Genomic DNA, 24,538 nt, shown 5'->3' with positions numbered 1-24,538 from the left:
CGGTCGGGGGCAATGGTAGCTTTGGTGACGGACCGCCACGCGGTCACGCCGGAGAAACTGGCTGCCGAGACACGGCCGAAGGGGAAGGGGCCCAGCGATGAGTGGACGCCACACGGTTGCCGAGAGGCGACCGCGCCTTGCGGCGCTGCCGGACCTGATGGGCCAGGCGGCGCGGTTGGCACCCCGCCAGCTCAACGACGAGATCGCGCTCGCCAAATACGAGCTCAAGGACCGTGGCGTCCAAGCCGGCATCGGAGCCGCACTGTTCGGGGTTGCGCTGGTGTTCCTCGGTCTGCTCGTCATCGCGCTCGTCGTCGCCGCCATCCTCGGCCTCGCGACGATCATGCCGGGCTGGCTTGCCGCTCTCATCGTCGGCGCCGCATGCCTTCTGATCCTCCTGGTCGCCGCACTCATCGGTATGGGGCGCGTCAAGAAGGCAATGCCTCTCTACCCGGCCGACGCCGTGCGCGGGTTGCGCTATGATCTCGCGATCATCAAGGACGGCCGCGACTTCGATCCCCGGGTTCTCGATCCCACGACGATCCAATACAAGCGAGCGAAAGCCGAGAAGGAAGCGGCGGCGGCAAGGGCGAAGATGGAGAAGGCAGCCGACGATCGCGCTCACGGACGTGTCAAGCCCCCGACCCCGACAGAGGCCGAGCTGCGGGACCGGCTCGCCAAGCGCCGCAACCACATGCTTGACGTGCGTGATGGACTCGTCGAAGAGCTTGACGTCAAGCGCCAAGCGGAGGGGCTCGCCGAGGATGCGAGGGCGGCCTTCTTCCGCGTTCGCGCGTCGGCCTTTGCCAAGGCGCGGGCGGCTGCTCAGGCTCGCCCAGCTCAGACTCGGACGGGTCAGACTCAGACCCAGAAGGCCCTGCCGTCGGCTGAGGAGAGGGCGGAGAACGCGGCCGCTTCGAACCGGATGGGCGACGCTGTCAGGGAGCGCTGGGCTCCGATCGCCGCTTTCGCGGTCTCGAGCACGGCCTTTGTCGTCTTCCTGCGCAAGCTGGTGAAGAGCTGAATCGGTCTAGGACCGCAATACGGGGTTGCTGATGAGGATGTTCGGTGCTGGTTCTCGGCCCGGACGGCCGCTGGTGCACCAGCACCGCGTGCTCACTGTCCCCAACGTCCTGACGGTCGTCCGGTTCATGGGCGTCCCACTGTTCATGTGGCTCGTACTTGGGCCTCGCGAGTACGGGTGGGCGGTGCTGGTGCTGGCGATCATGGGATGTACCGATTGGGTCGACGGCTATGTCGCCCGCCGCTTCAATCAGATGTCGGAGTTGGGCAGAGTCCTCGACCCCGCGGCCGACCGGCTCGCACTCCTCGCCGTCGCGCTGACGCTTGTGCTCGCCGGCGTGGTCCAGTGGTGGTACCTCGTGGCTCTGGTCGTCCCGGACATCGTGCTCGGCACCGCCTCCTTCTTCTACTTCCACAACCATCCGGACCTCCCGGTGAGCCGCATCGGCAAGGTCCGCACGGCCTTCCTGCTGTTCGGGACCCCGCTGCTGGTCCTCTCGAAGCTGCCGATTGCAGGCGCTGCCGGTTACCTCGTCATCGCATGGGTCTTCCTTGCGTTGGGACTCGTGGGCCACTGGGTCGCCGCCTACAACTACTTCTGGGCGATCGTGCGGAAGGGCCAAAGCGTGCGCAGTGAGCGCAGGGCCGAGGACGACGGCGGTGCCCGCGACTCGGGTGAGGTGCGCCCCTAATGGTGTGGTTCGCCGTCGTCCTCGCGCTCCTCGGAGCCCTCTTCCTCGCCCTCGGCGCACAGCGGCAGGGGAGCGCGGTCAAGTTCGACACGGGAGGACTGGGTCTCAGCTCCAACGGATTCCTGCGGCTCCTGCGCAATCCCCGATGGCTCTTTGGCCTGCTTCTGCTGGGCCTCGGCCTCGTCTCGAACATGATGGCCCTCATCACGGCTCCGCTTACGGTCGTGCAGCCGATCGGCGCGATCGCGCTCGTCATCACGACCGTCGTGAACTCGAAAGACCAAGGCATCACCCTCAATCGGCCCACCGTCGTCGCGATCTCGTCCTGCGTTACGGGCTCTGCCCTTTTCGTGCTCTTGGCCGTCAACGCCACCGAGGAGAACAACAATGTGACGGCGGGGGAGGAGCTCACCATCGTCCTCCTGCTCGCGTTGGCGATCTGCATCTTCGGAGGCCTCGCTGCGGCCTTCCGGCAGCGGCTCAACGCGTTCGTGTTCATCCTGGGAGCTGGCGTCCTCTTCGGGTTCGTCGCCGTGCTCACGCGCATCATCGGCCGGCAGCTGCTGGACCCGAACGGCCTCTTCCTGCTGAATGTGCAGTGGTATTCGATCATTGCGATTGCCGCGGCAGGAGGCCTGGGTTCCTGGTTCGTTCAGAACGCCTACTCCGCGGGGCCGCCCGATCTGGTCATCGCCGGGCTCACGGTTATTGACCCCATGGTTGGGGTGGCAATCGGCATCACAATCCTGCATGAACTCCGGCCACACGTCCCGCCTGTCGTGGCGATTGCCATGGCCGCGGCCGCACTCATTGCTATCGTGGGTGTCGTTGCCCTGTCCCGGCATCACCCTGAGGTCACGAGCCGACGGAATGAAGCGGCCCGCGAGCTCCGAGGCTCCGCCGAGCCGGGGCAGTGACCGGCCGACCAGGAGAGAGATTCGTGACCCTGCCCGACCTCGAGGCACAGAGCCAGAAGCCGCTGACGATCCTGATCGCCGCCGATACCTACCCGCCGGACGTCAACGGAGCCGCGCAGTTCGGCTACCGCCTCGCGAAGGGCATGAGCGCGCGCGGCCACGACGTGCATGTGCTGTCGAGCCGTTCCGAGAAGGGCAAGAGCTTCAGCGAATTCCGGCCGGAGGGAACCGTTCACCGGCTCCGCTCCCATTCGGTGCCGACCCACCCGTATTTCCGCGTGGTGTTCCCCTGGGAGATCAAGAAGGAGATCTCGCTTCTCTTCGATCGGGTACAGCCGGACGTGGTCCACATCCAGAGCCATTACATGATTGGCGAGCACGTCCTGTACGAGGCAGTCAGGCGCGGGATCCGCATTGTTGCGACGAACCACTTCATGCCGGAGAACCTCAACCCGTTCCTTCCGTTCCCGCAGTGGCTCAAGGACATCATCGGCCGCGTGTCCTGGAAGGACATGGGGAAGATCATGGGCCAGGCGAACGTCGTCACGACCCCGACTCCGCTTGCTGCGAAGGCGATGCGGGATCATGCATTCCTCCACGAAGTGATCCCGCTGTCCAATGGCATCGACTCGCCCGCGTATGAACTGCTGCCCGAGGAGCAGCTCACAAAGAACCCTTGGCCCACGGTACTTTTCGCAGGGCGCCTGGCTGAGGAGAAGAACATCGATGTCCTCATTGACGCCCTGGCGAAGCTTCCCGCGGAGCTGGATGCCCACTTGGAGATCGTGGGCGACGGCGAGATCCGGCCACGCCTTGAAGCCCAGGTCGCTCGGCTCGGCCTCGGCGATCGAGTCCGCTTCCTCGGACTGGTCCCCGATGACGAGCTTCGCGAGGCCTATCTCCGTGCCGACGTCTTCTGCATGCCAGGGACAGCCGAGCTTCAGTCACTTGTGACGCTCGAGGCCATGAGCGCTTCGACACCGGTCGTGCTCGCCGACGCGATGGCGCTCCCGCACCTCGTCCGCGACGGCGAGAACGGCTTCCTCTTCCGGCCCAACGACAGTCGCGATCTCGCCGAGAAGCTTGGCAAGATCCTCAGGCTTTCTGAGCCGGAACGGATCGCCATGGGGAAGGTCAGCCACGAGATGGTGCAGAAGCACAGCATCAAGTACACCTTGGATACCTTCGAAGCGTTCTATCGTGGAGCGGACAGCGTTCCGCAGACTGTCTGACCCCAGGTCACGCTAGGACGCCTCCACGTCAGGCTAGGATGGAGGGGCCCGCACGGCTCCGGCCGTTCGGCGAGGGGCTATAGCTCAGCCGGTTAGAGCAGGGGACTCATAATCCCTTGGTCCTGGGTTCAAGTCCCAGTAGCCCTACAGTCCGCAGCCCAACGTGGAGAGGCCCCGGAAATCCGCGAGGTTCCGGGGCCTCTTGAGGCCTCTATGGGCTGAGCTCTTCTCTATGGACTGCACTCTTCATGCGCCGAAGTGCGTTGGGGCCTTCGGGCCAAGTGCGGTCAGCCTTGAGATTCCTCGCCCCGTGCGTCCCATTCGTCTGCGCGGCGCAGATGTTCCTCTGGCCCTCGATACGCCGCGAGATCCTGCCAGTTCTCAGGTAGTTCGGTGCTATGACGACGGCTGGCGCCGCGCGGGGGACGCTTCCGTTCCGTGGGTTCCCGGGTGGCGCGCGACGGGGCAGCTGCGGATGGGGTAGCTGCCGCTTGTGCGGAAAGTGCGGAGATCTCCCATCCGATCTCGAGCAGCGCCTGACGCGCGGTGTCGGATGCTCCTGAGATCCCCGGGACGTGAAGAGCATCAGGGTCCGCCTCGGTGACGTCCAGCCCGAGGGATCGCGCGGCAGCCATGACAAGCTCGGTTGCGCTCGCGCCCGTGGCCTTCTGGAGTCCGCGGATTGTATCCGGATCCGGGAAGTTCTTGAGCGGCGAATTGATGAGCTGGAAGAGTCTCTTGCCAGTCGGCACTCCGCCGCAAGCCCTCGACATGGCCTCGAAGGACCACCCGCGGGCAGCCTTCGCGTCAGCGAGCAGCGCTCCAAGGTCAGGCTGGCTCATCACTCTCCCCTCGTCCCCGTTGGACGGCGCAGGCCCAACTCCTGAATCTTAGGCATCTCTTGCCGTCGTCTGCCGACACGCCGACCCGCACTGCCTAACATCTGCCTAATTTTGGAAGGCCTCGATCCGCGAGATTTCGGGGATCTCATCCGGTGGGTGCCTAAGATCTGCCTAACTTTGGTTCATTTGACGTTACCTTGCACTTGACGGGTGCTGATCGGGTGGATTGAATGGGGTCACGCGCGAGGCATCGACGTACCTGAGGGGGGTGGCACGCCGGCATGCGGATGAAGCTCGTAGCGCCTGAGGCACTAGTGGAACTCATGGCTCTCCGCGGCTTGTCGAACCGCGGTCTGGCGAACTTCGTCGGCTGTGCCCCGGGCACGATCGATAACCTCGTGTCAGGAAAGACCCAGTCCGTCAACGGGGTACGCACGGCCAAACTCATCTGTCTCGCGCTGGAGGTGCCGCTCGAGGTCTTTTTTGTGCCTATGGCATCTAGCAATACTTCACGGCTTAGAAATTCTGGCTCTACGAGGCCTTAACCCAATTATGAGAGCGGGTGATGCCCAAATCCAACAAGGCCGTGTTCAACCAATTCGTTCCACGAATTCGTACTAGCCAGGGCCCGCTCTGGACTTCCCTCGTTCAACACTGGGGCTCTGTGATCAGCCTCAGGTGGCAATATTCGACGAACCGTTCCGGGGCCTCGATCCGGATGCCTTGGCCGCGTTGAGGGAAATGCTCGCGGGCTTTGCGGGGCTCGCGGGCTTGCGGGGATGGGCGGAACGGTGCTCATTGCGACCCACGATATGTTGCGGGCCGAGCGTGACTGCGATGAGGTCACGATTCTCAGCTCTGACGCGCGAGAGGGAAGCTAAGATCGCGTCGGTGCTTTCAGGACCGGTCGGCTAGCTTCGGTGGAATTCCAAGACGGAGGAGTAACAGGTGTTTGCGAGGGTCGTCCTCTCCGCCCTTGGCGGATTGTTCGTTGGCATGGCCGTTCTGGTGATCGTGCTGATCGCCGCTGTCGCGTTCGGGTGGGCGACGGGAACGCGCGCGTACCTTCCGGGCATCTTCGAAGCCTGGTTTACGGAGGAGAACGGGCTGCCCGCAGTCAACTTCGTTCCGAATGCCTGGGGGATGCTCGCGGTCGTGCTGGTGGTATCGGCAGCGTCGGCTGCGGTCTCGGTCCGCAGGCGGCGCAAGGGGAACTAGCGTGGTGAGGGCATGATCGACTCCCTCGGAGCCCTCAGCCGCGTGGCGGCTCTCCTGTGGGCGCGGGAGCTCGCAGGGCTCTTTCGGACCTCTACTCGAGCGGTTCTCGCGGGGGCGGGATCGTCGTGCTCAGCGCCGTGGCGCTCGGGCTCCTCCTCGCGGCCATCGCCCTTGGACTCATGATCCCTTGGTTCGCGGCGGGCGTCGTCGCCCAGACCGCGAAGATGCAACTTTCGTCCGTGGTCAAGCTTGATGCTCCGCCGTAAGCTCACCTTCGTTCCGGAGTTCCGCTTGTCTGGAAGACCGGTGGACGGGCAACGACCAATAGGGCGATTCACCCTCGAGTCTCGAACTGGGAGGGCCGATGGCGGACCAGAGGGGCTTTCCTCGTTGGCACCTATGGGCGGGGGCTGCTCTCGTGGTGCTCGGTCTGATTTTGGGGTTGGCCCTCCCCGTCGGCCCGCACTGTGGTGCCGCGTTTCCTACGGCCTACGGACCTGTTCCAGCCAGTGCTGTAGCCCCGCCGGGAACGGACTGGACAGCCGAGTGCCGCTCTGCGGCTTCCGACCAAACTCATCTGTACGGGGGCCTCATCGTGCTCGGCCTGGGACTCGCGGCCCTGGGTCTTCTCCTGCGCTTCTTCAGCCGCCGGCGGCGTCGCGGTTCCCGCGCCTGAGCCGCCGACGAGCATGAACCGTTGGGTCCGGAGTGTGCCGAGTGCAGGTGCCGGGGCTGCCATGGATGTCACCGGCGTTTCCGCCACGAGCTCCACTCCCTTGCCGAGCTCGCCCACCTCCCATCGGTGACCCGACCGGCTGGCCACCAACAGGACGACGTCGAACTCTGCGCAGCGTGTACTTCCCGCACCTCTCGTGTCCCGTCGGGCTCCCCACGCCGACGATTTTCGGCCTCCTCGCCTCCGTTCCCAAGAGCATTCCCTTGTTTGCCGCCCCCACTCCCTGTATGTTACTCATGAGTAACAAGTCTGGCAGGAGGACCGAGATGCCCGAACCAACTGAGCTGCCCTACGCGGATGGTGACTTCTTCGCGTTCGAGGCGCTTCTCTCCCAGAAGGAGCGCGACCGGCTCCATGAGGTGCGGGAGTGGCTTGAGGCCAATGTCAGGCCTATCGCTGTGGACTTCTGGAACAGGGGAGAGTTTCCGCACGCGCTCATCCCCGAGCTTGCTGAGCTCGACATTGTGAGCCCCGTCCGCCGTCAGGGCCATTCCCACCTTCTGGCTGGCCTGCTCCACGCGGAGTTCACGCGCGCCGATGCCTCGATCGCGACGTTCATGGGGGTACACGACGGACTCTTCACCGGCTCGCTCGAACTGCTGGCCTCGCGCGAGCAGCAGGAGGAGTGGCTTCCTGACGTCTACGCGCTCAAGAAGATCGGGGCCTTCGCCCTCACTGAGCCTCTCGGCGGCAGCGACGTCGCCGGCGGCACGCGCACGACAGCCCAGCGGGACGGATCATCCTGGATCCTCAACGGGGCCAAGCGATGGATCGGCAATGCGACGTTCTCGGACTGGGTCGTCGTCTATGCGCGAGACGTCGACGACAACCAGGTGAAGGCATTCCTCGTCGACACTCGCCTCGAGGGCTACAAGGCAACGAAGATCGAGAACAAGATTTCGCTCCGAACGGTCCAGAATGCCGACATCACCCTCGAAGACGTCGTTGTCCCGAACGAGTTCAAGCTCGCCCACGGCAACAGCTTCCGCGATACCAACAAGGTGCTCCGGGCCACGCGGCTCTCAGTCGCCTGGCAGGCCGTGGGGCTCATGATGGCCGCGTTCGACGTCGCTCGCCAGTATGCCGTGGAGCGTCTCCAATTCGGCCGGCCGATAGCCTCCTTCCAGCTCGTCCAAGATCATCTGGTCACGATGCTCGGGAACACCGTCAGTTCCCTGGGGCTCATGGTCCGCGTGTCGCAGCTTGCGGAGGAGGGGCAGGCCCGCGACGAGCAGTCAGCTCTGGCCAAGGCTGTGACAACTGCGCGTATGCGCGAATCCGTCGCCCTCGGCCGGGCCGTCCTCGGAGGCAACGGCATCGTCACCGACTACGGCATGGCCAAGGTCTTTGCTGATGCAGAGGCCGTGTTCTCCTACGAAGGGACCCATGAGATCAACACCCTCGTGACGGGACGTGCCATCACAGGCATTTCCGCGATCGTGTGAGAATCGTGTGCGGGAGGACCGCAGGAGTCCCTGAATCCTAGGGATCCCGCCAGGGGAGCAGGATCGAAGGCCTCGTATCCATGACAAGGCTCAGCGGACTGATGTACTCGTCGTCTTTGCGAACGCCCCAGTGCAGGCATGCGCCTTCGCAGTGCAGTGGCACCACCGCAATGCGCCCTATCTGCTGGCCGGCGGATACCTGTGCGCCCACGTCGAGGTCCGTCTCCGCCGGTTCGAAACTGCTCCGCAGGCCGTCCCCGTGGTCGAGGGTCAGCACAGGGCGGTCGACGACCCAACCCGCGAACGCAACCACACCGTCGTGCGGTGCGAAAAGACCTTGGCCCGGCGCCGCGGAGAGATCCACCCCGCGATGCCCGCTGAGCCAGGGTCGTGCGGGAGGATCGAAGGCGCGCACGACGGCGGGCCGAGGCTCAAGCGGCCAGAGCCACCCGCGTGCGGGAGCAGGCTCGACCAAGGCCACGGGGACTGCGGGATGCTGCGCCGCATAGCCCAACAGAGGGACCCCCAATACAGGGACGCCCAAGAGCGCGACGGCCAAGACAGGGACAACCAAGAGAAGAGCGACCGCGAGGCGCGCCCGGCGGAGAATCCGAACCATGCTCCCAGCCTCCGTTCTCGGGGCAGCCGCGCGCGGCTGTTTGCGCGCGTATGTGGACGCCTCGCCGTCGTACGCTGTGTGGAGGGCTATAAGCCAAGGGTTGGAACTGTGGGGACCAAGCTCGTGCCTCGGCCTCTCTGGTGCAGGCCCTGTAGTATACTGTCAAGTGCGGTTTTCTGTGCCCTGTTGTTGTCAACGTGCTCAGGAAGCCGACTCCGCGCATCCAGAGCCTGTCGTTATGTGACGGGCACTGTATTCCTGACGGTCCGCTTCGGCGGCTCGGGTCTGCAGGGGATGCCAGGGACGTGGGCCGATCGGCCTTCGTCGAAAACCGTCAACATCAAGGGCAGGGGCAAGGGCAGCCGGAACGGCTCCCTCGTGAAGGACCTGCCGGAAGGAGCGTCGGCATGCCCGTCGTCACCATGCGCCAGCTGCTCGACAGCGGCGTCCACTTCGGTCACCAGACCCGCCGTTGGAACCCGAAGATGAAGCGCTTCATCTTCACCGAGCGCAACGGCATCTACATCATCGATCTTCAGCAGTCGCTCTCGTACATCGACCGCGCCTACGAGCACGTCAAGAACACGGTCGCCAAGGGCGGCACGGTGCTCTTCGTCGGCACGAAGAAGCAGGCCCAGGAGGCCATCGCAGAGCAGGCGACGCGCGTCGGCCAGCCCTACGTCAACCAGCGCTGGCTCGGTGGCATGCTCACCAACTTCTCCACGGTTGCCAAGCGCATCCAGCGCCTCAAGGAGCTCGAGGAAATCGACTTCGAGGACGTGGCCGGTTCGGGCCGCACCAAGAAGGAGCTCCTCATCCTTGAGCGCGAGAAGGACAAGCTCGAGAAGACCCTCGGTGGTATCCGCAACCTCTCGCGCACGCCGTCCCTCCTGTGGGTCGTCGACACGAAGAAGGAGCACCTCGCCGTCGACGAGGCCAAGAAGCTTGGCATCCCGGTCGTCGCGATCCTCGACACGAACTGCGACCCTGACGAGGTCAACTACCCGATTCCGGGCAACGACGACGCGATCCGCTCCGTCAACCTGCTGACGCGCGTCGTTGCCGATGCCGTTGCCGAGGGCCTTATCGCGCGCACCAACCGCGCTGCGGGCTCCGAGGGCTCTTCTTCTGCTGAGCCGCTGGCCGAGTGGGAGCGCGAGCTTCTCGAGGGCCAGAACGCTGAGCAGGCCGCACCGGCTGAGCAGGCCGCGCCGGCTGAGCAGGCCGCGCCGGCCGAGCAGGCCGCACCGGCTGAGCAGGCCGCACCGGCAGAGCAGGCTGCTCCGGCCGAGGGCGAGCAGGCTCAGGCCTAGTCGGTCAGAAGACATACACCCCGCCGCGAAACACGGCCAGGGGACGACGGCAGGATGGCGCCGCCCAACGGCGCCATCCTGCCGATGTGTGAGAAGTGCTAAGAACAAGACAGAGGGGTTCAGATGGCGAACTACACCGCTGCTGACATCAAGGCCCTGCGCGAGCGCACGGGCGCGGGCATGATGGACGTCAAGAAGGCTCTCGACGAGGCCAACGGCGACGCCGAGAAGGCAATCGAGATCATCCGCATCAAGGGCCTCAAGGGCGCGACCAAGCGCGAGGGCCGCTCGACCGCTGAAGGCCTCGTGGCCGCCAAGGTCGAGAACGGCGTCGGCGTCATGGTCGAGGTCAACTGTGAGACCGACTTCGTTGCCAAGTCCGCCAAGTTCATCGAGCTGGCCGACAAGGTCCTCGGTGCCGCGGTCGCTTCCGGCGCTGCGGAGCTCGACGCGCTCCTCGCGGCTCAGATCGACGGCAAGCCCGTGAGCGAGTTCGTCGTCGAGGAGGGCGCAGTGCTCGGCGAGAAGGTCGCCATCCGCCGCATTGCTCGCATCGAGGGCAAGACGGTTGACGCGTACCTTCACAAGACGTCCAAGGACCTCCCGGCCCAGGTCGGCGTCCTGTTCGCGGTCGACGGTGAGGGCGAGGCCGCCGAGGCTGCCGCACACGACGTCGCCGTGCACATCGCCGCGATGGCACCGAACTACCTCAGCCGTGAGGACGTCCCGGCCGACCTCGTCGAGTCCGAGCGCCGCATTGCGGAGGAGACCGCCCGCGCCGAGGGCAAGCCGGAGGCCGCCCTCACGAAGATCGTCGACGGTCGAGTGACCGGCTTCTTCAAGGGCGAGGTCCTGCTCGACCAGGCATTCGCGAAGGACGCCAAGAAGAGCGTCGGCCAGGTGCTCAAGGAGGCTGGAGTCGAGGGCTCGGCCTTCGCGCGCTTCCGCGTCGGCGCCTAAGCAGGCTCATTCCGGGCGCGTTATCACGCTCGGAGAAAGGGGCGACCACCGCCGGTGGCCGCCCCTTTCGTGTGCCAGCAATTTCCGGTGCCAGCAATTTCCTGTGCTGGCAATGCCGATAATCTAGACCAAGGCCAATACAGCAACCGCCCTACCCACCGGTTCGAGGGGACAGATTCACAAATGGAAACCGTAGAGACCGCCGTGCAGACCGCGACGCTCCCCGTCACTGACGACCCCATTCCGGAACGCCGCAGGCGCGTGCTGCTCAAGCTCTCGGGCGAGGTGTTCGGTGGCGGCAAGCTTGGTGTGGATCCCGGCACCGTCCGCGGCGTCGCCGAGCAGATCGCGGCGGCGGTCGACGACGTCGAGGTCGCCATCGTGGTGGGCGGGGGCAATTTCTTCCGTGGGGCGGAACTGTCTCAGAGCGGGATGGACCGCTCGCGAGCCGACTACATGGGGATGCTGGGAACGGTCATGAACTGCCTCGCGCTCCAGGACTTCCTCGAGCAGGCCGGCGTCGAGACACGAGTTCAGAGTGCCATCACGATGGGTCAGGTCGCCGAGGCCTACATCCCGCGGCGCGCGATCCGTCACATGGAGAAGGGCCGAGTGGTGATCTTCGGCGCCGGGGCGGGCCTTCCCTACTTCTCGACCGACACGGTCGCGGTGCAGCGCGCGCTCGAGGTGCACGCCGACGTCGTCCTCATGGCCAAGAGCGGCGTCGACGGTGTCTACACGGCAGACCCGAAGAAGGACCCCGACGCGCGCAAGCTCGAACGGCTCACCTATGACGAGGCCCTTCGTCGCGACATCCGGGTCATGGATCAGACCGCGATGACGATGTGCAAGGACAACGGGGTGACGATGGTCGTCTTCGGGATGGAGGGTGCGGGAAACGTCACGCAGGCCATCCTGGGCCGCGAGCTTGGGACCGTGGTGACGCCGTAGTCCGGCTAGGATGGCAACAGTTCAACAAGCAACAGGCCAGCATTCAGCAGCCCAGGCAGTCAGGAGCCAAGCAACTGTGATCGAAGAGACTCTTCTCGAGGCCGCCGAAAAGATGGAGAAGGCCGTCGATGTGGCCAAGGAGGATTTCGCCTCGATCCGCACCGGCCGCGCCAACCCTGCGCTGTACGCCAAGGTGATGGTCGAGTACTACGGCTCCCCGACTCCGCTCCAGCAGCTCGCTTCCTTCCAAGTTTCCGACGCGCGCACGATCCTCATCACTCCGTTCGACAAGACGGCCCTGCGCGATATCGAGCGTGCGCTGAGCGACTCCGAGGTGGGTGCGAACCCCTCGAATGACGGCTCGGTGATCCGCGTCGTCCTTCCCGAGCTCACTCAGGAGCGCCGCAAGGAGTACGTCAAGATCGTCAAGGGCAAGGGTGAGGACGCGAAGGTGTCCATCCGCAGCATCCGGCGCAAGGCAAAGGAATCACTCGACCGGCTCGTCAAGGACGGCGAGGTGGGCGAGGACGATGGCGCACGGGGTGAGAAGGAGCTCGACGGCCTGACCAAGCAGCACACGGACAGCGTGGACGAGCTCGTCAAGCGCAAGGAAGCCGAGCTACTCGAGGTCTGATGGCCGACCCTCAGTCCGAGGCCGGTGGGCCGCCCCTCGACGCGCCCGGGGCGCCGGCTTCCCGGCGCGCCCGGCGCGAGGCTGCGGTCGCTCATGCGGCAGCGGCCGCGAACACCGCCTCGTCGTCGAAGACGGGCCGTAACCTCCCGGCCGCCATCGTCGTCGGCCTCGCCCTTCTCGCCGCGGTCCTCGCCGGGCTTTTCGTCTGGCCGCTTGGCTTTGTGCTCGTGGGAACCGCCGCGGGAGTCCTTGGAGTCTGGGAAGTCTTCCGGGCGCTCCAGACCCGCAGGACGAACATCCCGATCGTGCCGGTGCTCGTGGGCGCCGTGGCGATCCCGTTCTCGGCCTTCTTCGGGGGCCAGGAGGCCCAGCTGTTCGCGCTCATCGCGACCGCGGCTGCCGTCCTCCTCTGGCAGAGTCTCGAGCGCGCAGAGGGAGCCGTGACGAACGTCGTCGGAGGCGTCTTCGTACTGCTCTGGATCCCGTTCTTCGTGGGCTTCGCGGTGCTTCCCCTCCACGACACAGGCCTTTCCGCCCCGCCGCTCGGCCTGTGGCCGGGCCTCACGGTGCCGCGCAGCGTCCTGCAGCTCGTCCTCACGCTTCTGCTCGTGGTGGCCAACGACACCTTCGGCTACATCGTCGGGGCGAGCCTCGGCAAGCATCCCATGGCGCCCAAGATCAGCCCGAAGAAGTCGTGGGAGGGGTTCGCAGGCTCTGTCGCGGGGGCCGTCGTCATCGGGGTGCTCGGAACGATCTTCCTCCTCGGGCGCCCATGGTGGGTCGGCGTCGTCCTCGCCGTGGCGATGGTCGGAGCGGCGACCGCTGGCGACCTCGCGGAGTCGATGGTCAAACGCGAACTCGGCATCAAAGACATGAGCAGCATCCTCCCGGGCCACGGCGGCATGATGGACAGGCTCGACTCGCTCCTGTTCGCTGTGCCGGTCGCTTACGTCCTGTTCGGCCTGCTGCCGTCTGCCTAGACCGCAGCATCAGGACGGCAGGATATTCTGTGCAAACAACAGGACGGAGGCACGGTGGCGCGCACTGATTCGGGAGCCGCGGCGGGATTCAAGAGGGTAGCCCGCGGCGAGCTGGGGTACAGCCCCAAGCAGGTCGAGAAGTTCATGGAGGCTGCTCGTTCCTATCTGCGCGGTTCCCGCTCGTCCGAGACGGTGACGAGCCACGATGTGCGCACCGTCGCCTTCGACGCAGTCCGGGGAGGGTACGACGCCGGACAGGTCGATGCCGCCTTGGATCGCCTTGAGGATGCCCTTGCCCGCCGCGAACGCGATGAGCTCATCGACAGCGAGGGCGAGGACGCCTGGCTGCACGAGGTCGGCTACCTCGCAGGGATCCTCCGAAACCGTCTCCTCCGCCCCGACGGCGATCGTTTCCGGCGGCCTTCTAGGACCGGTTCGCCGAGCTACAACGTGAAGGACGTCGACGATCTCTGCCACCGCCTCCTCGACTACCTTGAGCACGATGCGACGATGAGTGCCGACGATGTCCGCACTGCCGTGTTCCGCACCGTCACCGGGGCGGACGGCTACGAGGAGACCCAGGTCGATGCGTTCCTGGACCGCTGTGTGGAGCTGATCGCCAAGATCGCCTGAGCGCGAAGGCTAGGGCTGTCGGAGCGGCAAGCGGAGCGTGAAGACGCTCCCGACCCCGAGTTCGCTCGTGACTGCCAACTCGCCGCCGTGCTGCTCGGCGACCTCCTGCGCAAGGGCTAGCCCAAGGCCAGTGCCGGGGACGCCGGACCGCACCGCTGCCGAACTCCGCTGGAATCGCTTGAACACCCGGTCCAAGTCTTCGGCGCCAATCCCGATGCCTTGGTCTTCGACGGAGAGGACGGCCCACGCGCCGTCCTGCCGAGCCTCGAGCCTGACCTTTCCGCCGTCGTCGGAGTACTTCAGGGCGTTCGAGACGAGGTTGTCGATTACCCGCACGACGCCGGTCCGGTCGCCCAGAATCGGCAGGTCGCCCTCCGCATCAACGTCCAGCGTAATGTTTCGGCTCATTGCCTCTGGTGCCGAGGCGACAGCCTGCTCCCTCACAAGTCGGGCCAAATCGAGGGGCAGGCGGTAGTCCTCGGTCACACCCGAGGTTGCGGCGGCGAGGACGTCGTCGACCATCTTGTTCAGGTGCCGTGCGTTGCGCACCATGACCTGAGTATCCGAGCGGGCTGCCGGGCTGAGCGAAGGATCGTCCTGAAGCAGTTCCGCGTAGCCGATGAGGCTTGTCAGCGGGGTGCGGAACTCGTGGGACATGGCCGCCACGAAAGTCTCCCGTGCGCGCACCGCAGCGACGACCTCGGTGACGTCGGAGAAGGCGAGGACCGATCCGCCCCGGCATCCGCTGGCTTCGAGGAACGCGCGCGCTGAAACCGACACGATGCGCGACTTCGGCCCACGTCCCAGCCGGTACACCTCGTGCGAGAACGTCTCGCCGTCGATCGCCCTGCGGGCTGGCCGATCCGAAGTAGGCACGGGCTGCTGGGACCCGTCGCGGAAGATGAGGAGGTCCCGCTCCCGGGCGTCTTCGACGCCCGGTGGAAGGGCCGATGCATGGAGCTCCCGCTGCTGGGCATTCATCAGCAGGATCCGGCCCTCGGTGTCGAATACGCCGACTCCGACGTCGACGGTATCAAGAATGGTGTCGAGCAGATGTCCGCGCGTCTCGCTCCGGTCCAGGAGCTCCTGGACGCGCAGCTGCTGGGCCTTGGCGCTCTGAGTCATGACCGCAGTGACGATGCCGATGGCGAGCATCATGAACGGCGTGAGGAATTCGGCGGCGAGGGTCGCGGGCGCCGCCGTTCCGTTCATGAAGTGCGGAACCCACACCATGAGCAGGCTTGCGACGCCGCCGAACACGACCATGAGGCGAGGGCGGTAGCCCGAGCCAGTGAGCCAGATGATGGGGAAGGCCGCCAGCAGCGCGAGGCCGCCGAGAACGTCCTCGGAAGTGACGCGGAGGAGCCCGATCACAGAGAAGTCGAGCACGGGGATGAGGAGATGGGACCAGCGGGGAAGACGGCGCCACGGAACGGCGGCGCAGCATCCGAGGAGCAGGAGCGCAGCTGCTTGGCTGACGATGAAGCCCGGCTCTGAATACTCGTCGGACCGCACCACCGCGGCAATGATGAGCACCAAGAGCATCGTGAGGTTGAGCGGCAGCTGATTCAGCACCACCCGGGTACGCAGACTGAGTTCATGGAAGCGGGCGTGCCCGAGCAGGATGTCCAGGAGCTGTTCCAACGGCGGCCTTCCCCGTAAGCGATGTGGCTGAGCCAATTCTGTGACAAATTGTGTCGCTTGGGCGAGAGCTCTCCGTCAGTTGGCCGTACGGGGACCCCTTTCGAGCAATGGATCCATGCGGAACGGGATGAGTTCTCCCATTGCCAGTGCAGTGTCGGTGCGGTCCACGCCCTCAATGGCGAGGATTTTGCCGTGGATGCGGAAGAGGTCTTCGGCATCGACGGCGACGACGCGCAAGAGGAGGTCGGCCGTGCCCGTGAGTCCGTGGCCTTCCAAGACTTCGGGAATGCGGGCGATCTCCTCCGTGATGTCAGCGAGCCGCCGCTGTTGGACATGGACCGTGATGAACGCCAGGAGCGGGTAGCCGAGGGAGGTCGGATTGATCCGGCGGTCGAACGGAAGGAACGCGTGCTGTTCGAGGCGGGCGAGCCTGGCCTGCACGGTGTTCCTGGATAGCCCGAGCTCTTGGGCCAGGGCGACGACGGTCCGGCGCGGATCCGTGGCAAGGGCCCGAAGGATCCGGGCATCGGTGGCATCCACGGAGTGCATGCTGCGCAGATTAGCACGGGGGCAGAGGCCCGAATAGTGCATCGTGCTCAATTTCCGTGCGATTGGTTGTACGTCCTGTGCGATGTGAGTATGGTCACAAATAACGGGGCCTACAGGCCTCCCGCGAGCGAAAAGGATGCGTACCGGTGTCCACATATCAGATGACCGCCGGACATGGCGGGTCTCCCATTCAGCTACTCTCACCTGACGGCGTTCGCCACCCGCACGAACGCTACGACCGCTTCCTCGCCGACGTCGACGGCCGGGTCGAAGGCGCCGACAGCGCGGCACTTCTTGTCTCCATTTATGAGGACATGGTCGTGGCCCGCCGCATCGATGCAGAGGGGACAGCCCTCCAGAGACAGGGGCAGCTTGGCCTGTGGCCACCGTTTGTGGGCCAAGAGGCCGCGCAGATCGGCTCCGCCCACGCGATCGGGCCCGACGACTTCATCTTCCCGAGCTACCGGGAGATCGGCGTCGCCTACGCCCGCGGCGCCGAGCTCCCCGACCTGGTCAGGCAGTGGCGCGGCAATGCGCACTCCGGGTGGGATCCCTTCGCGATGAACATGGGCCCCTCCCAGGTCGTGATCGGGGCCCAGACCCTCCATGCCGTCGGCTACGCGATGGGTGTCCTGTTCGACGGCGCCGAGACCGCCGTCGTCACGTACTTCGGCGACGGCGCCACGAGCCAGGGCGACGTCAACGAGTCGATGGTGTTCGCCGCGAGCTTCCAAGCGCCCGTGGTCTTCTTCTGCCAGAACAACCAGTGGGCCATTTCCGAGCCCGTCGGTGTCCAGGCCCACGTGCCGATCGCCCGGCGCGCCCCCGGTTTCGGCATCTCGAGCGTCCGCGTCGACGGCAATGACGTCCTCGCGTGCCTCGCGGCGACCCGTGAGGCCCTCGAAAGAGCGCGCTCGGGGAACGGCCCCTCCTTCATCGAGGCGGTCACCTACCGTATGGGGCCGCATACGACGGCGGACGATCCCACCCGCTACAGGGACGCCAACGAGCTCGAGGATTGGAAGGAGAAGGACCCCATCGCACGGTTCGAGGCGTACCTGGCCTCCATCGGCGTCGTCGACGACGCCGTGCGGGCGCGGGCCGCTGAGAAGGCAGACTCAGTCGCTGAAGCCGTGCGCGAGGCGACGATCCATATGCCCGACCCGGAACCGGAGTCCCTCTTCGAGCACGTGTACGCCGGACCGCAGCCTGTGCTCGAGCGTCAGCGCGACCACTTCGAGCGTTATCGCCGGGGTATAGAGGGCGGCATCGGGGCAGGGGCGGCTACGACAGCAGAGGGAGGACGATGATGTCCGAGATGACGTTAGCGAAGGCGCTCAACGCGGGCCTCCGCCAGTCCATGGAGCGTGACAGCAAGGTCGTCCTCATGGGCGAGGACATCGGCAAGCTGGGCGGTGTCTTCCGCATCACAGACGGGCTCCAGAAGGACTTCGGAGCCCACCGCGTCATCGACACCCCGCTCGCGGAGTCGGGGATCATGGGCACCGCGATCGGCATGGCCTACCGAGGCTACCGGCCGGTGGTCGAGATCCAGTTCGACGGCTTCGTCTACCCGGCCTTCGACCAGATCGTCTCCCAGGTGGCCAAGCTCCATTTCCGCAGTCTCGGCCGGATCAAAGTTCCGTTGACGATCCGGATCCCCTTCGGCGGGGGAATCGGCTCGCCCGAGCACCACTCCGAGTCTCCCGAGGCCTATTTCGTGCACACGGCCGGGCTCCGTGTCGTCGCGGTCTCCAATCCGCAGGACGCCTACTCGATGATCCAGCAGGCCATTGCGTGCGACGACCCAGTGGTCTTCTTCGAGCCGAAGCGGCGCTATCACGACAGAGGCGAAGTTGACGAGACCGTCGGCCTCGAGGGGCCCGGCGGCCTTGCCATGGACGCGGCGCGCGTGCTCACCGAGGGCACGGACGTGACGCTCGTCGGCTATGGACCTCTCGCCAAGACCTGCCTGGACGCGGCGACGGCTGCCTCGGACGAAGGAATCTCCGTCGAGGCCATCGACCTCCGTTCCCTCTCGCCGATCGACTTCGGAACGATCGAGGCGTCAGTTAGGAAGACAGGGCGTCTCGTCATCGCCCACGAGGCCTCGCAGACGGCCGGGCTCGGCGCGGAGATCGCGGCGAGCATCACGGAGCGCTGCTTCTACTTCCTCGAACATGCTCCCGTGCGCGTCACAGGATTCGACGTCCCGTACCCCCACTCGAAGCTCGAGTTCTACCACCTGCCCGACCTCGACAGGATTCTTGACGGCGTCGACCGGGCGATGGGGCGGCCGAACTCCCTCAGCGGAATTGAGGACGGCGAATGACTGCTACAGCAGATGCTCCCACCCAGACGCGCCAGTTCCGACTGCCGGACCTCGGCGAAGGGCTGACGGAGTCCGAGATCGTGTCGTGGCGCGTCGGAGTCGGCGACACCGTCCAGCTCAACCAGGTGATCGGCGAGGTGGAGACGGCCAAGGCCGTCGTCGAGCTCCCGAGTCCATTCACGGGCAGGGTCACTGCGCTGCTCGCCGAGCCGGGCCAGGTCGTCGCCGTCGGGGCGCCGATCGCAGAGTTCGAGGTGGCGGCCGGCGCCTCCGCGAAGCGAGAGCCGAACCTCGTCGGATACGGCGCGATGCCTGAAGCAGCCGGTCGCCCAGCTCGGAAGGCGAGAAGCTGGGCGACGGCTGCGCCAGCCGCTATGCATGCAGCAACCGAGCCGGCCGCCGTGAATGCAGCAACCGAGCCGGCCGCTGTGCATGCAACAACCGTGCCAGCCGCTGAGCCAGCCACCGCACCGCCCGCGGAGCGCCCTCGCTCGACCCCACCTGTGCGGAAGCTCGCCAAGGACCTCGGCGTGGATCTCGCCGTCGTCCACGGCAGCGGGCCGAAGGGGCTGGTGACTCGCGACGATGTCCTCGCCGAGGTGGGAACGCCGCCGTCGCCCGAAGCTGGCGACCGCGAAACGCGCATCCCTGTCCAAGGCGTACGGAAGCAGACCGCTGCGGCGATGGTGGCGAGCGCTTTCACGGCCCCGCACGCGAGCGAGTTCCTCACCGTCGACGTCACGCCGACGATGGAGCTCTTGGCCAAGCTCAAGGCGTCGAAGGCGTTCGCCGACGTGAGGCTCACCCCCATGACGCTCGCCGCCAAGGCCGTCCTCGTCGCGCTGCGCCGGCACCCGTCCCTCAATGCCAGGTGGGACGAGAAGGCCCAGGAGATCGTCCAATATCACTACGTGAACCTTGGTTTCGCGGCCGCGACGCCGCGGGGACTCCTCGTGCCGAACGTCAAGGATGCCGAGGTGCTCGGCCTGCGCGAACTCGCCGCCGCGATCGCAGGCGTCGTCGACGCTGCCCGCGAAGGGCGGATCGCACCCAGCGACCTCACCGGGGGAACGATCACGATCACGAACATCGGCGTCTTTGGCGTGGACGCTGGAACACCGATCCTCAATCCGGGCGAGGCCGCCATCCTGGCGATGGGTCAGGTACGCCGCATGCCGTGGGAGTACCGGGGGGACATCGCACTGCGCGAAGTGCTCACGCTCTCCCTCTCGTTCGACCACCGGATCGTCGACGGTGAGCAGGCGTCCCGGTTCCTCGCGGACGTCGGGGCGATCCTCGGAGACCCGGGCATGGTCATGACGATGGTGTGAGGCGGTCCTTTCCTGGCGATGAACCTGCGGTGAGCGCTGCCAACGCCATCGACTCGAGAAGCTGACGCGCGGGCGCGGCGGGGACCCTTCCCCCGTCGCGCCGAGTGCGTCCGACCGAGTGCGGCGTCGAGTTGATGAGCCCGAACACCGCCTGCGCCCGGAGCCTCAGCTCAGCCTGCGAGGCTTCGGGGTGCAGGCGGCGGAGCGTCTGAACCCACACGTCGACGTACGCGAGCTGGAGGGACCGCACGGCGTTCTGATCGTCGGGGGAGAGGCTCGTGAAGTCCCTGTCCTGCACCCGGATGACGTCCGGCTTGGAGAGCGCGAAATCCACGTGGAAGGCGACGAGCCCGCGCAGGGAGCTTCCGGCGTCGCCAGCCTCCCCGCCAGCATCCCCGCCAGCATCCCCGGCCGCCGCCCGGCGCCCGCCTGCGAGCAGCTCCTCACTCACACCCACGAGCAGGGCGCCGAGCACGGCCTGCTTTCCGGCGAAGTGTCGGTAGATCGCCGGCCCACTCACGCCCACAGCGGCCCCCAGGTCGCCGAGGGAGACCCCTGCGAACCCTTGCGCGGCGAACAAGGCTGCGGCCGCGTCGAGAAGCGCCTGGCGCCGGACGGCCTTTGCCTCGCTACGGGGGCTGGCGATCTCGTTCACGTGGCCTCCGAACAGGTGGTGGACATCACAGTTAATCCAGACTAACTTGGTTTCAGTTAACAGTCACTAACCAAACCTGCTGATCAAACGTGCCAGCTGCTGAATGAGGCCGGAGGTTCGATGGAGACCCTACTCAGCCGGATCGACCCCTCGAGTGTTGAGTTCGCCGAGAACGACGCCGCGCAGCGGGCGTTGGCCGCCGAGCTCGCGGACCGTCTCGCGGCGACGGCGCTTGGCGGCCCGCCTCGCTCCCGAGAGCGGCACATCGCTCGCGGGAAGCTGCTCCCGCGCGAGCGCATCGATGTCCTCCTGGACGAGGGATCGCCGTTCCTCGAGATCGCTCCGCTCGCTGCGAACGGGATGTACGGGGACGAGAGTCCTGGCGCCGGAGTCATCGCCGGGATCGGACTTGTCCACGGACGTCAAGTGCTCGTGATCTCGAACGACGCGACAGTCAAGGGCGGCACTTATTACCCCCTGACGGTGAAGAAGCACTTGCGAGCGCAGGAGATCGCCCTCGAGAACCGCCTCCCTTGCGTCTATCTGGTCGACTCAGGGGGCGCGTTCCTGCCGCGGCAGGACGAGGTCTTCCCGGACCGTGAACACTTCGGGCGCATCTTCTACAACCAGGCCCGAATGTCAGCCGCGAAGATCCCGCAGATCGCCGCCGTTCTGGGCTCGTGCACCGCGGGTGGGGCTTACGTGCCCGCGATGAGCGACGAGACCGTCATTGTGCGCAACCAGGGGACGATCTTCCTTGGCGGCCCCCCGCTCGTCAAAGCCGCCATCGGGGAGATTGTCTCCGCCGAGGAACTGGGGGGTGGCGACGTCCACGCCAAGATCTCCGGCGTCGCAGACCACCTTGCAGAGAACGACGAGCATGCCCTCGAAATCGTCCGCGGCATCATCGCGACGCTCCCACCGCCGTCGTCCCCGCCTTGGGAAGTCCTCGCCGCCGTCGAACCCAAAGCCGACCCGGACCAGATCTACGGCTGTGTGCCCACCGACGTCAATGCACGCTACGACGTGCGCGAGGTGATCGCCCGGCTCGTCGACGGGAGTGAATTCCACGAGTTCAAGAAGGACTACGGGCAGACGCTCGTCACCGGCTTCGCACGGATCCACGGTCATCCGGTAGGGATCGTCGCGAACAATGGAGTCCTCTTCTCCGAATCGGCGGTGAAGGGCGCACACTTCATCGAACTCTGCGACCAGCGCGCGACCCCGCTCCTCTTCCTGCAGAACATCTCGGGCTTCATGGTGGGCCGCGACTACGAACACGGCGGCATCGCCAAGCACGGCGCGAAGATGGTCACCGCCGTCGCCACGACGCGGGTGCCCAAGCTCACCGTGGTGATCGGCGGCTCGTTCGGTGCCGGCAACTACTCCATGTGCGGCCGCGCGTATTCGCCGCGCTTCCTCTGGATGTGGCCCGCGAGCCGCATCTCCGTGATGGGCGGCAATCAGGCGGCAAGCGTTCTGGCCACTGTGAAGCGCGAGCAGCTCGAGGAGTGGTCCGCCGCCGAGGAGGAGGCATTCAAGGCACCCATCAAGGCGCAGTACGAGACTCAGGGGAGCCCCTACTATTCAACGGCCCGTCTCTGGGACGACGGCATCATCGACCCCGCCGATACGCGGCGAGTGCTCGGCATGGCGCTCGACGTCGTCGCCCAAGCGCCGCTGCCGGACACCTCATTCGGCGTCTTCAGGATGTGAGGCATGGCTCAACTGTCAATCCCCTTCCGCAAGGTCCTCGTCGCCAACCGCGGAGAGATCGCGTGTCGGATCATCCGCACTCTGCGCAGGCTCGGCGTTGCCTCCGTCGCCGTCTACAGCGACGCCGACGGCGGCGCCCGGCACGTGCGCGAGGCCGACGAATCCATCCGCATCGGCCCTGCGCCCGCGCTGGAGAGCTACCTCAACATCGCCGCGATCGTCGAGGCGTGCCGCTCGACGGGCGCCGACGCCGTGCATCCCGGCTACGGCTTCCTGAGCGAGAACGAGGCCTTCGCGCGAGCGCTGGGCGAGGCCGGAATCGCGTTTGTGGGACCGGGGGTCGAGGCGCTTGCGGTCATGGGGGACAAGATCCGGGCGAAGAACCATGTGGCAGGCTTCGGCGTGCCGACCGTTCCAGGCATCGCACGCCCCGGGCTCACCGATGCCGAGCTCATCGCCGCGGCCGACGGCGTGGGCTACCCGCTGCTGATCAAGCCCTCCGCCGGCGGCGGAGGCAAGGGGATGCACGTCGTCGCCTCGGTCGACGAGCTCCCTCGAGCGCTCGTGACGGCCCGACGCGTGGCGGCCGCCGCCTTCGGCGACGACACGCTCTTCCTCGAGAAGCTCATTTCTGCGCCCCGCCACATAGAGGTCCAAGTCCTCGCCGACCAGCACGGCACCACGATCCATCTGGGCGAGCGCGAGTGCTCCCTGCAGCGGCGCCACCAGAAGGTCATCGAGGAGGCGCCGTCGCCGTTGCTGGACGAGGAGACGCGGGCCAGGATCGGCCAGGCGGCCTGCGACGCCGCCCGCAGCGTCGGCTACACGGGGGCCGGGACGGTCGAGTTCCTCGTCAGCGACGAGGCGCCGGACGAGTTCTTCTTCATGGAGATGAACACGCGGCTCCAGGTCGAGCACCCGGTCACCGAGATGGTGACCGGGGTGGATATCGTCGAGCAGCAGCTCCGGGTCGCCGCAGGGGAGCCGCTTGCACTCGCCCAAGAGGACGTCCGCCTCGACGGCCATGCGATCGAGGCGCGCATCTACTCGGAGGCACTGGTGGAGACGGGAAGCGGGCGCCGCGAATTCCTCCCCTCGACGGGAACCGCCGAATTCCTGCGAGAGCCCGCAGGGAGCGGAATCCGGGTCGACAGTTCACTCCTCGAGGGCCTTGCGATCGGTGCCGACTACGATCCCATGCTCGCCAAGGCCATCGCGTGGGGCCGTGACCGGAGCGAAGCCCTCGCCCGACTCGATGCTGCGCTCGCGGACTACACGGTTCTCGGCGTCACGACCAACATCGAGTATCTCCGACTTCTCCTCGCGGATCCCGATGTCCAGGCCGGGAAGCTCGACACGACGCTCATCGAGAGGCGGCTCGAGCATCTCGAATTCCGTGCGCCCGGCGAGGCCGAAATGGTCGCCGCGGGGCTCCTCGCCGAGCACACGGGGGAACGGGAACTCGGTGCCGGCGCGTGGCGTCGGGACGGCTGGCGCTTGGGGGCCCCTGCAGGACGCCGCGTTACCCTCGGAACGTCCGACGGCGGCGTCGTCACGGTGCGCATTTCCGGGCCTCACGACGGCGGCCCTCACGCCGGCGCCCCTCACGGCAGCAGCTGGAGCGTCGCCGTCGACTCGGGCAGCGCACGCAAGGCGAGCCTCGCCGTCGTCGGCCATTCAGCACAGCTCGAGCTGGACGGTGAGCTGCACACCTACTCCTGGGCCGTCGGCAGGGCGAACGAGGGCCAGACGATCTACTTGGGGGACGGCGGGTGGTCCGTCTCGTTCCCTGTGCTCGGCCGTGCGCAGCGGCTCGAACGACTGCTCGCCGCGATCCACCGGAACGAGGGCGAGGCTTCACCCGAGGTGCGCTCTCCGATGCCGGGCACGGTCGTTTCGGTCGCCGTCGCCCCTGGTGAAAGCGTTGAATCGGGGCAGCCGCTCGTCAGCGTCGAGGCCATGAAGATGGAGCACCAGCTTGTCGCCGGCGTCGCGGGAACCGTCCAGCTCCACGTCGGCCTCGGCGCGCTCGTCAAGGCAGATCAGATCGTGGCCACCGTAGCGCCCGCACCAACGCCCGCCCCCGAACCTTCCACCCAAGCCTGAGGAGCTGCTC

23 protein-coding genes and 1 tRNA gene are annotated in these 24,538 nt (G+C 66.3%); 19 read left to right on the top strand and 5 right to left on the bottom strand.

Translation table 11 applies throughout. The features are described from left to right. Window positions 1-97: 97 nt before the first annotated feature. From L0M17_RS13530 to L0M17_RS13510, 5 genes are all read left to right on the top strand, one after another. Entirely contained in the window at window positions 98-1,024 is a 927-nt protein-coding gene (locus tag L0M17_RS13530) for a phage holin family protein (protein WP_241054549.1), read from the top strand. A 31-nt stretch (window positions 1,025-1,055) separates the two neighbouring features. Beyond that, window positions 1,056-1,715, top strand: a complete 660-nt coding sequence (locus L0M17_RS13525) for a CDP-alcohol phosphatidyltransferase family protein (RefSeq protein ID WP_241054548.1) — start codon at window positions 1,056-1,058, stop codon at window positions 1,713-1,715. After that, a complete protein-coding gene (locus L0M17_RS13520) occupies window positions 1,715-2,632 on the top strand; it encodes a DMT family transporter (protein ID WP_241054546.1) in 918 nt (305 codons plus the stop codon). Before L0M17_RS13525 ends, L0M17_RS13520 begins: the two co-directional genes overlap by 1 nt. A 23-nt stretch (window positions 2,633-2,655) precedes the next feature. Next, window positions 2,656-3,864: a glycosyltransferase gene (locus tag L0M17_RS13515; RefSeq protein ID WP_241054545.1), complete on the top strand. Its 1,209-nt coding sequence runs from the start codon at window positions 2,656-2,658 to the stop codon at window positions 3,862-3,864. Between the two features lie 73 nt (window positions 3,865-3,937). Beyond that, window positions 3,938-4,011, top strand: a tRNA-Ile gene (locus L0M17_RS13510). Between the two features lie 140 nt (window positions 4,012-4,151). On the opposite strand, the gene L0M17_RS13505 is transcribed toward L0M17_RS13510, so the two are convergent. Beyond that, window positions 4,152-4,706 (bottom strand): hypothetical protein, encoded by a 555-nt coding sequence (locus tag L0M17_RS13505; RefSeq protein WP_241054544.1) that lies wholly within the window; start codon window positions 4,704-4,706, stop codon window positions 4,152-4,154. A gap of 948 nt (window positions 4,707-5,654) precedes the next feature. Between L0M17_RS13505 and L0M17_RS13500 the strand changes: the two genes are divergently transcribed. From L0M17_RS13500 to L0M17_RS13490, 3 genes are all read left to right on the top strand, one after another. Then, window positions 5,655-5,924, top strand: a complete 270-nt coding sequence (locus L0M17_RS13500) for a hypothetical protein (RefSeq protein ID WP_241054543.1) — start codon at window positions 5,655-5,657, stop codon at window positions 5,922-5,924. A 56-nt stretch (window positions 5,925-5,980) separates the two neighbouring features. Further along, window positions 5,981-6,190, top strand: a complete 210-nt coding sequence (locus L0M17_RS13495; RefSeq protein ID WP_241054542.1) for a hypothetical protein — start codon at window positions 5,981-5,983, stop codon at window positions 6,188-6,190. Between the two features lie 736 nt (window positions 6,191-6,926). Further along, window positions 6,927-8,105, top strand: a complete 1,179-nt coding sequence (locus L0M17_RS13490; RefSeq protein ID WP_241054541.1) for an acyl-CoA dehydrogenase family protein — start codon at window positions 6,927-6,929, stop codon at window positions 8,103-8,105. Window positions 8,106-8,142: 37 nt separating this feature from the next. Here the strand turns inward: L0M17_RS13490 and L0M17_RS13485 are convergent, their stop codons facing one another. Beyond that, a complete protein-coding gene (locus L0M17_RS13485; RefSeq protein ID WP_241054540.1) occupies window positions 8,143-8,724 on the bottom strand; it encodes a M23 family metallopeptidase in 582 nt (193 codons plus the stop codon). Window positions 8,725-9,131: 407 nt separating this feature from the next. Between L0M17_RS13485 and rpsB the strand changes: the two genes are divergently transcribed. From rpsB to L0M17_RS13455, 6 genes are all read left to right on the top strand, one after another. Continuing rightward, a complete protein-coding gene (gene rpsB, locus L0M17_RS13480) occupies window positions 9,132-10,037 on the top strand; it encodes a 30S ribosomal protein S2 (protein WP_241054538.1) in 906 nt (301 codons plus the stop codon). A 123-nt stretch (window positions 10,038-10,160) separates the two neighbouring features. After that, window positions 10,161-10,997, top strand: a complete 837-nt coding sequence (tsf, locus tag L0M17_RS13475; RefSeq protein WP_241054536.1) for a translation elongation factor Ts — start codon at window positions 10,161-10,163, stop codon at window positions 10,995-10,997. Window positions 10,998-11,180: 183 nt separating this feature from the next. Then, the gene (gene pyrH, locus L0M17_RS13470; RefSeq protein WP_241054534.1) at window positions 11,181-11,948 is read left to right on the top strand and encodes a UMP kinase; all 768 of its coding nucleotides are present in this window, start codon (window positions 11,181-11,183) and stop codon (window positions 11,946-11,948) included. A gap of 76 nt (window positions 11,949-12,024) precedes the next feature. Further along, the gene (frr, locus tag L0M17_RS13465; RefSeq protein ID WP_241054531.1) at window positions 12,025-12,582 is read left to right on the top strand and encodes a ribosome recycling factor; all 558 of its coding nucleotides are present in this window, start codon (window positions 12,025-12,027) and stop codon (window positions 12,580-12,582) included. Continuing rightward, window positions 12,582-13,562, top strand: a complete 981-nt coding sequence (locus L0M17_RS13460; protein ID WP_372498019.1) for a phosphatidate cytidylyltransferase — start codon at window positions 12,582-12,584, stop codon at window positions 13,560-13,562. Before frr ends, L0M17_RS13460 begins: the two co-directional genes overlap by 1 nt. 54 nt (window positions 13,563-13,616) lie before the next feature. Next, on the top strand, window positions 13,617-14,195 hold the full coding sequence (locus L0M17_RS13455; RefSeq protein ID WP_241054529.1) for a DivIVA domain-containing protein: 579 nt from the start codon (window positions 13,617-13,619) through the stop codon (window positions 14,193-14,195). Between the two features lie 9 nt (window positions 14,196-14,204). On the opposite strand, the gene L0M17_RS13450 is transcribed toward L0M17_RS13455, so the two are convergent. Together L0M17_RS13450 and L0M17_RS13445 are read right to left on the bottom strand one after the other, a co-directional pair. Further along, on the bottom strand, window positions 14,205-15,839 hold the full coding sequence (locus tag L0M17_RS13450; RefSeq protein WP_241054527.1) for a sensor histidine kinase: 1,635 nt from the start codon (window positions 15,837-15,839) through the stop codon (window positions 14,205-14,207). A gap of 75 nt (window positions 15,840-15,914) precedes the next feature. Continuing rightward, on the bottom strand, window positions 15,915-16,388 hold the full coding sequence (locus L0M17_RS13445; protein WP_241054525.1) for an Lrp/AsnC family transcriptional regulator: 474 nt from the start codon (window positions 16,386-16,388) through the stop codon (window positions 15,915-15,917). A gap of 161 nt (window positions 16,389-16,549) precedes the next feature. Between L0M17_RS13445 and pdhA the strand changes: the two genes are divergently transcribed. Genes pdhA through L0M17_RS13430 form a run of 3 tightly spaced genes read left to right on the top strand, consistent with a single transcriptional unit; the run spans window position 16,550 to window position 20,051 of the window. Continuing rightward, a complete protein-coding gene (gene pdhA / locus L0M17_RS13440; protein ID WP_241056448.1) occupies window positions 16,550-17,698 on the top strand; it encodes a pyruvate dehydrogenase (acetyl-transferring) E1 component subunit alpha in 1,149 nt (382 codons plus the stop codon). After that, on the top strand, window positions 17,698-18,720 hold the full coding sequence (locus tag L0M17_RS13435) for an alpha-ketoacid dehydrogenase subunit beta (RefSeq protein WP_241054523.1): 1,023 nt from the start codon (window positions 17,698-17,700) through the stop codon (window positions 18,718-18,720). The genes pdhA and L0M17_RS13435 overlap by 1 nt, the downstream gene beginning before the upstream one ends. Then, window positions 18,717-20,051 (top strand): dihydrolipoamide acetyltransferase family protein, encoded by a 1,335-nt coding sequence (locus L0M17_RS13430; protein ID WP_241054521.1) that lies wholly within the window; start codon window positions 18,717-18,719, stop codon window positions 20,049-20,051. The genes L0M17_RS13435 and L0M17_RS13430 overlap by 4 nt, the downstream gene beginning before the upstream one ends. Here L0M17_RS13430 and L0M17_RS13425 read toward each other — a convergent pair. After that, a complete protein-coding gene (locus L0M17_RS13425; protein ID WP_241054519.1) occupies window positions 20,035-20,706 on the bottom strand; it encodes a TetR/AcrR family transcriptional regulator in 672 nt (223 codons plus the stop codon). The genes L0M17_RS13430 and L0M17_RS13425 overlap by 17 nt on opposite strands. Window positions 20,707-20,826: 120 nt before the next feature. Here L0M17_RS13425 and L0M17_RS13420 point away from each other — a divergent pair, with 120 nt between their 5' ends. Continuing rightward, a complete protein-coding gene (locus L0M17_RS13420) occupies window positions 20,827-22,422 on the top strand; it encodes a carboxyl transferase domain-containing protein (RefSeq protein WP_241054517.1) in 1,596 nt (531 codons plus the stop codon). 3 nt (window positions 22,423-22,425) lie between these two features. Beyond that, window positions 22,426-24,528 (top strand): acetyl/propionyl/methylcrotonyl-CoA carboxylase subunit alpha, encoded by a 2,103-nt coding sequence (locus L0M17_RS13415; RefSeq protein WP_241054515.1) that lies wholly within the window; start codon window positions 22,426-22,428, stop codon window positions 24,526-24,528. The last annotated feature ends 10 nt before the right edge of the window (window positions 24,529-24,538 follow it).

The organism is Sinomonas terrae (assembly GCF_022539255.1).
GTDB classification, from domain to species: domain Bacteria; phylum Actinomycetota; class Actinomycetes; order Actinomycetales; family Micrococcaceae; genus Sinomonas; species Sinomonas terrae.
Note: the sequence above shows the minus strand (reverse complement) of the source record. Positions and strands in the feature narration are given on the sequence as shown.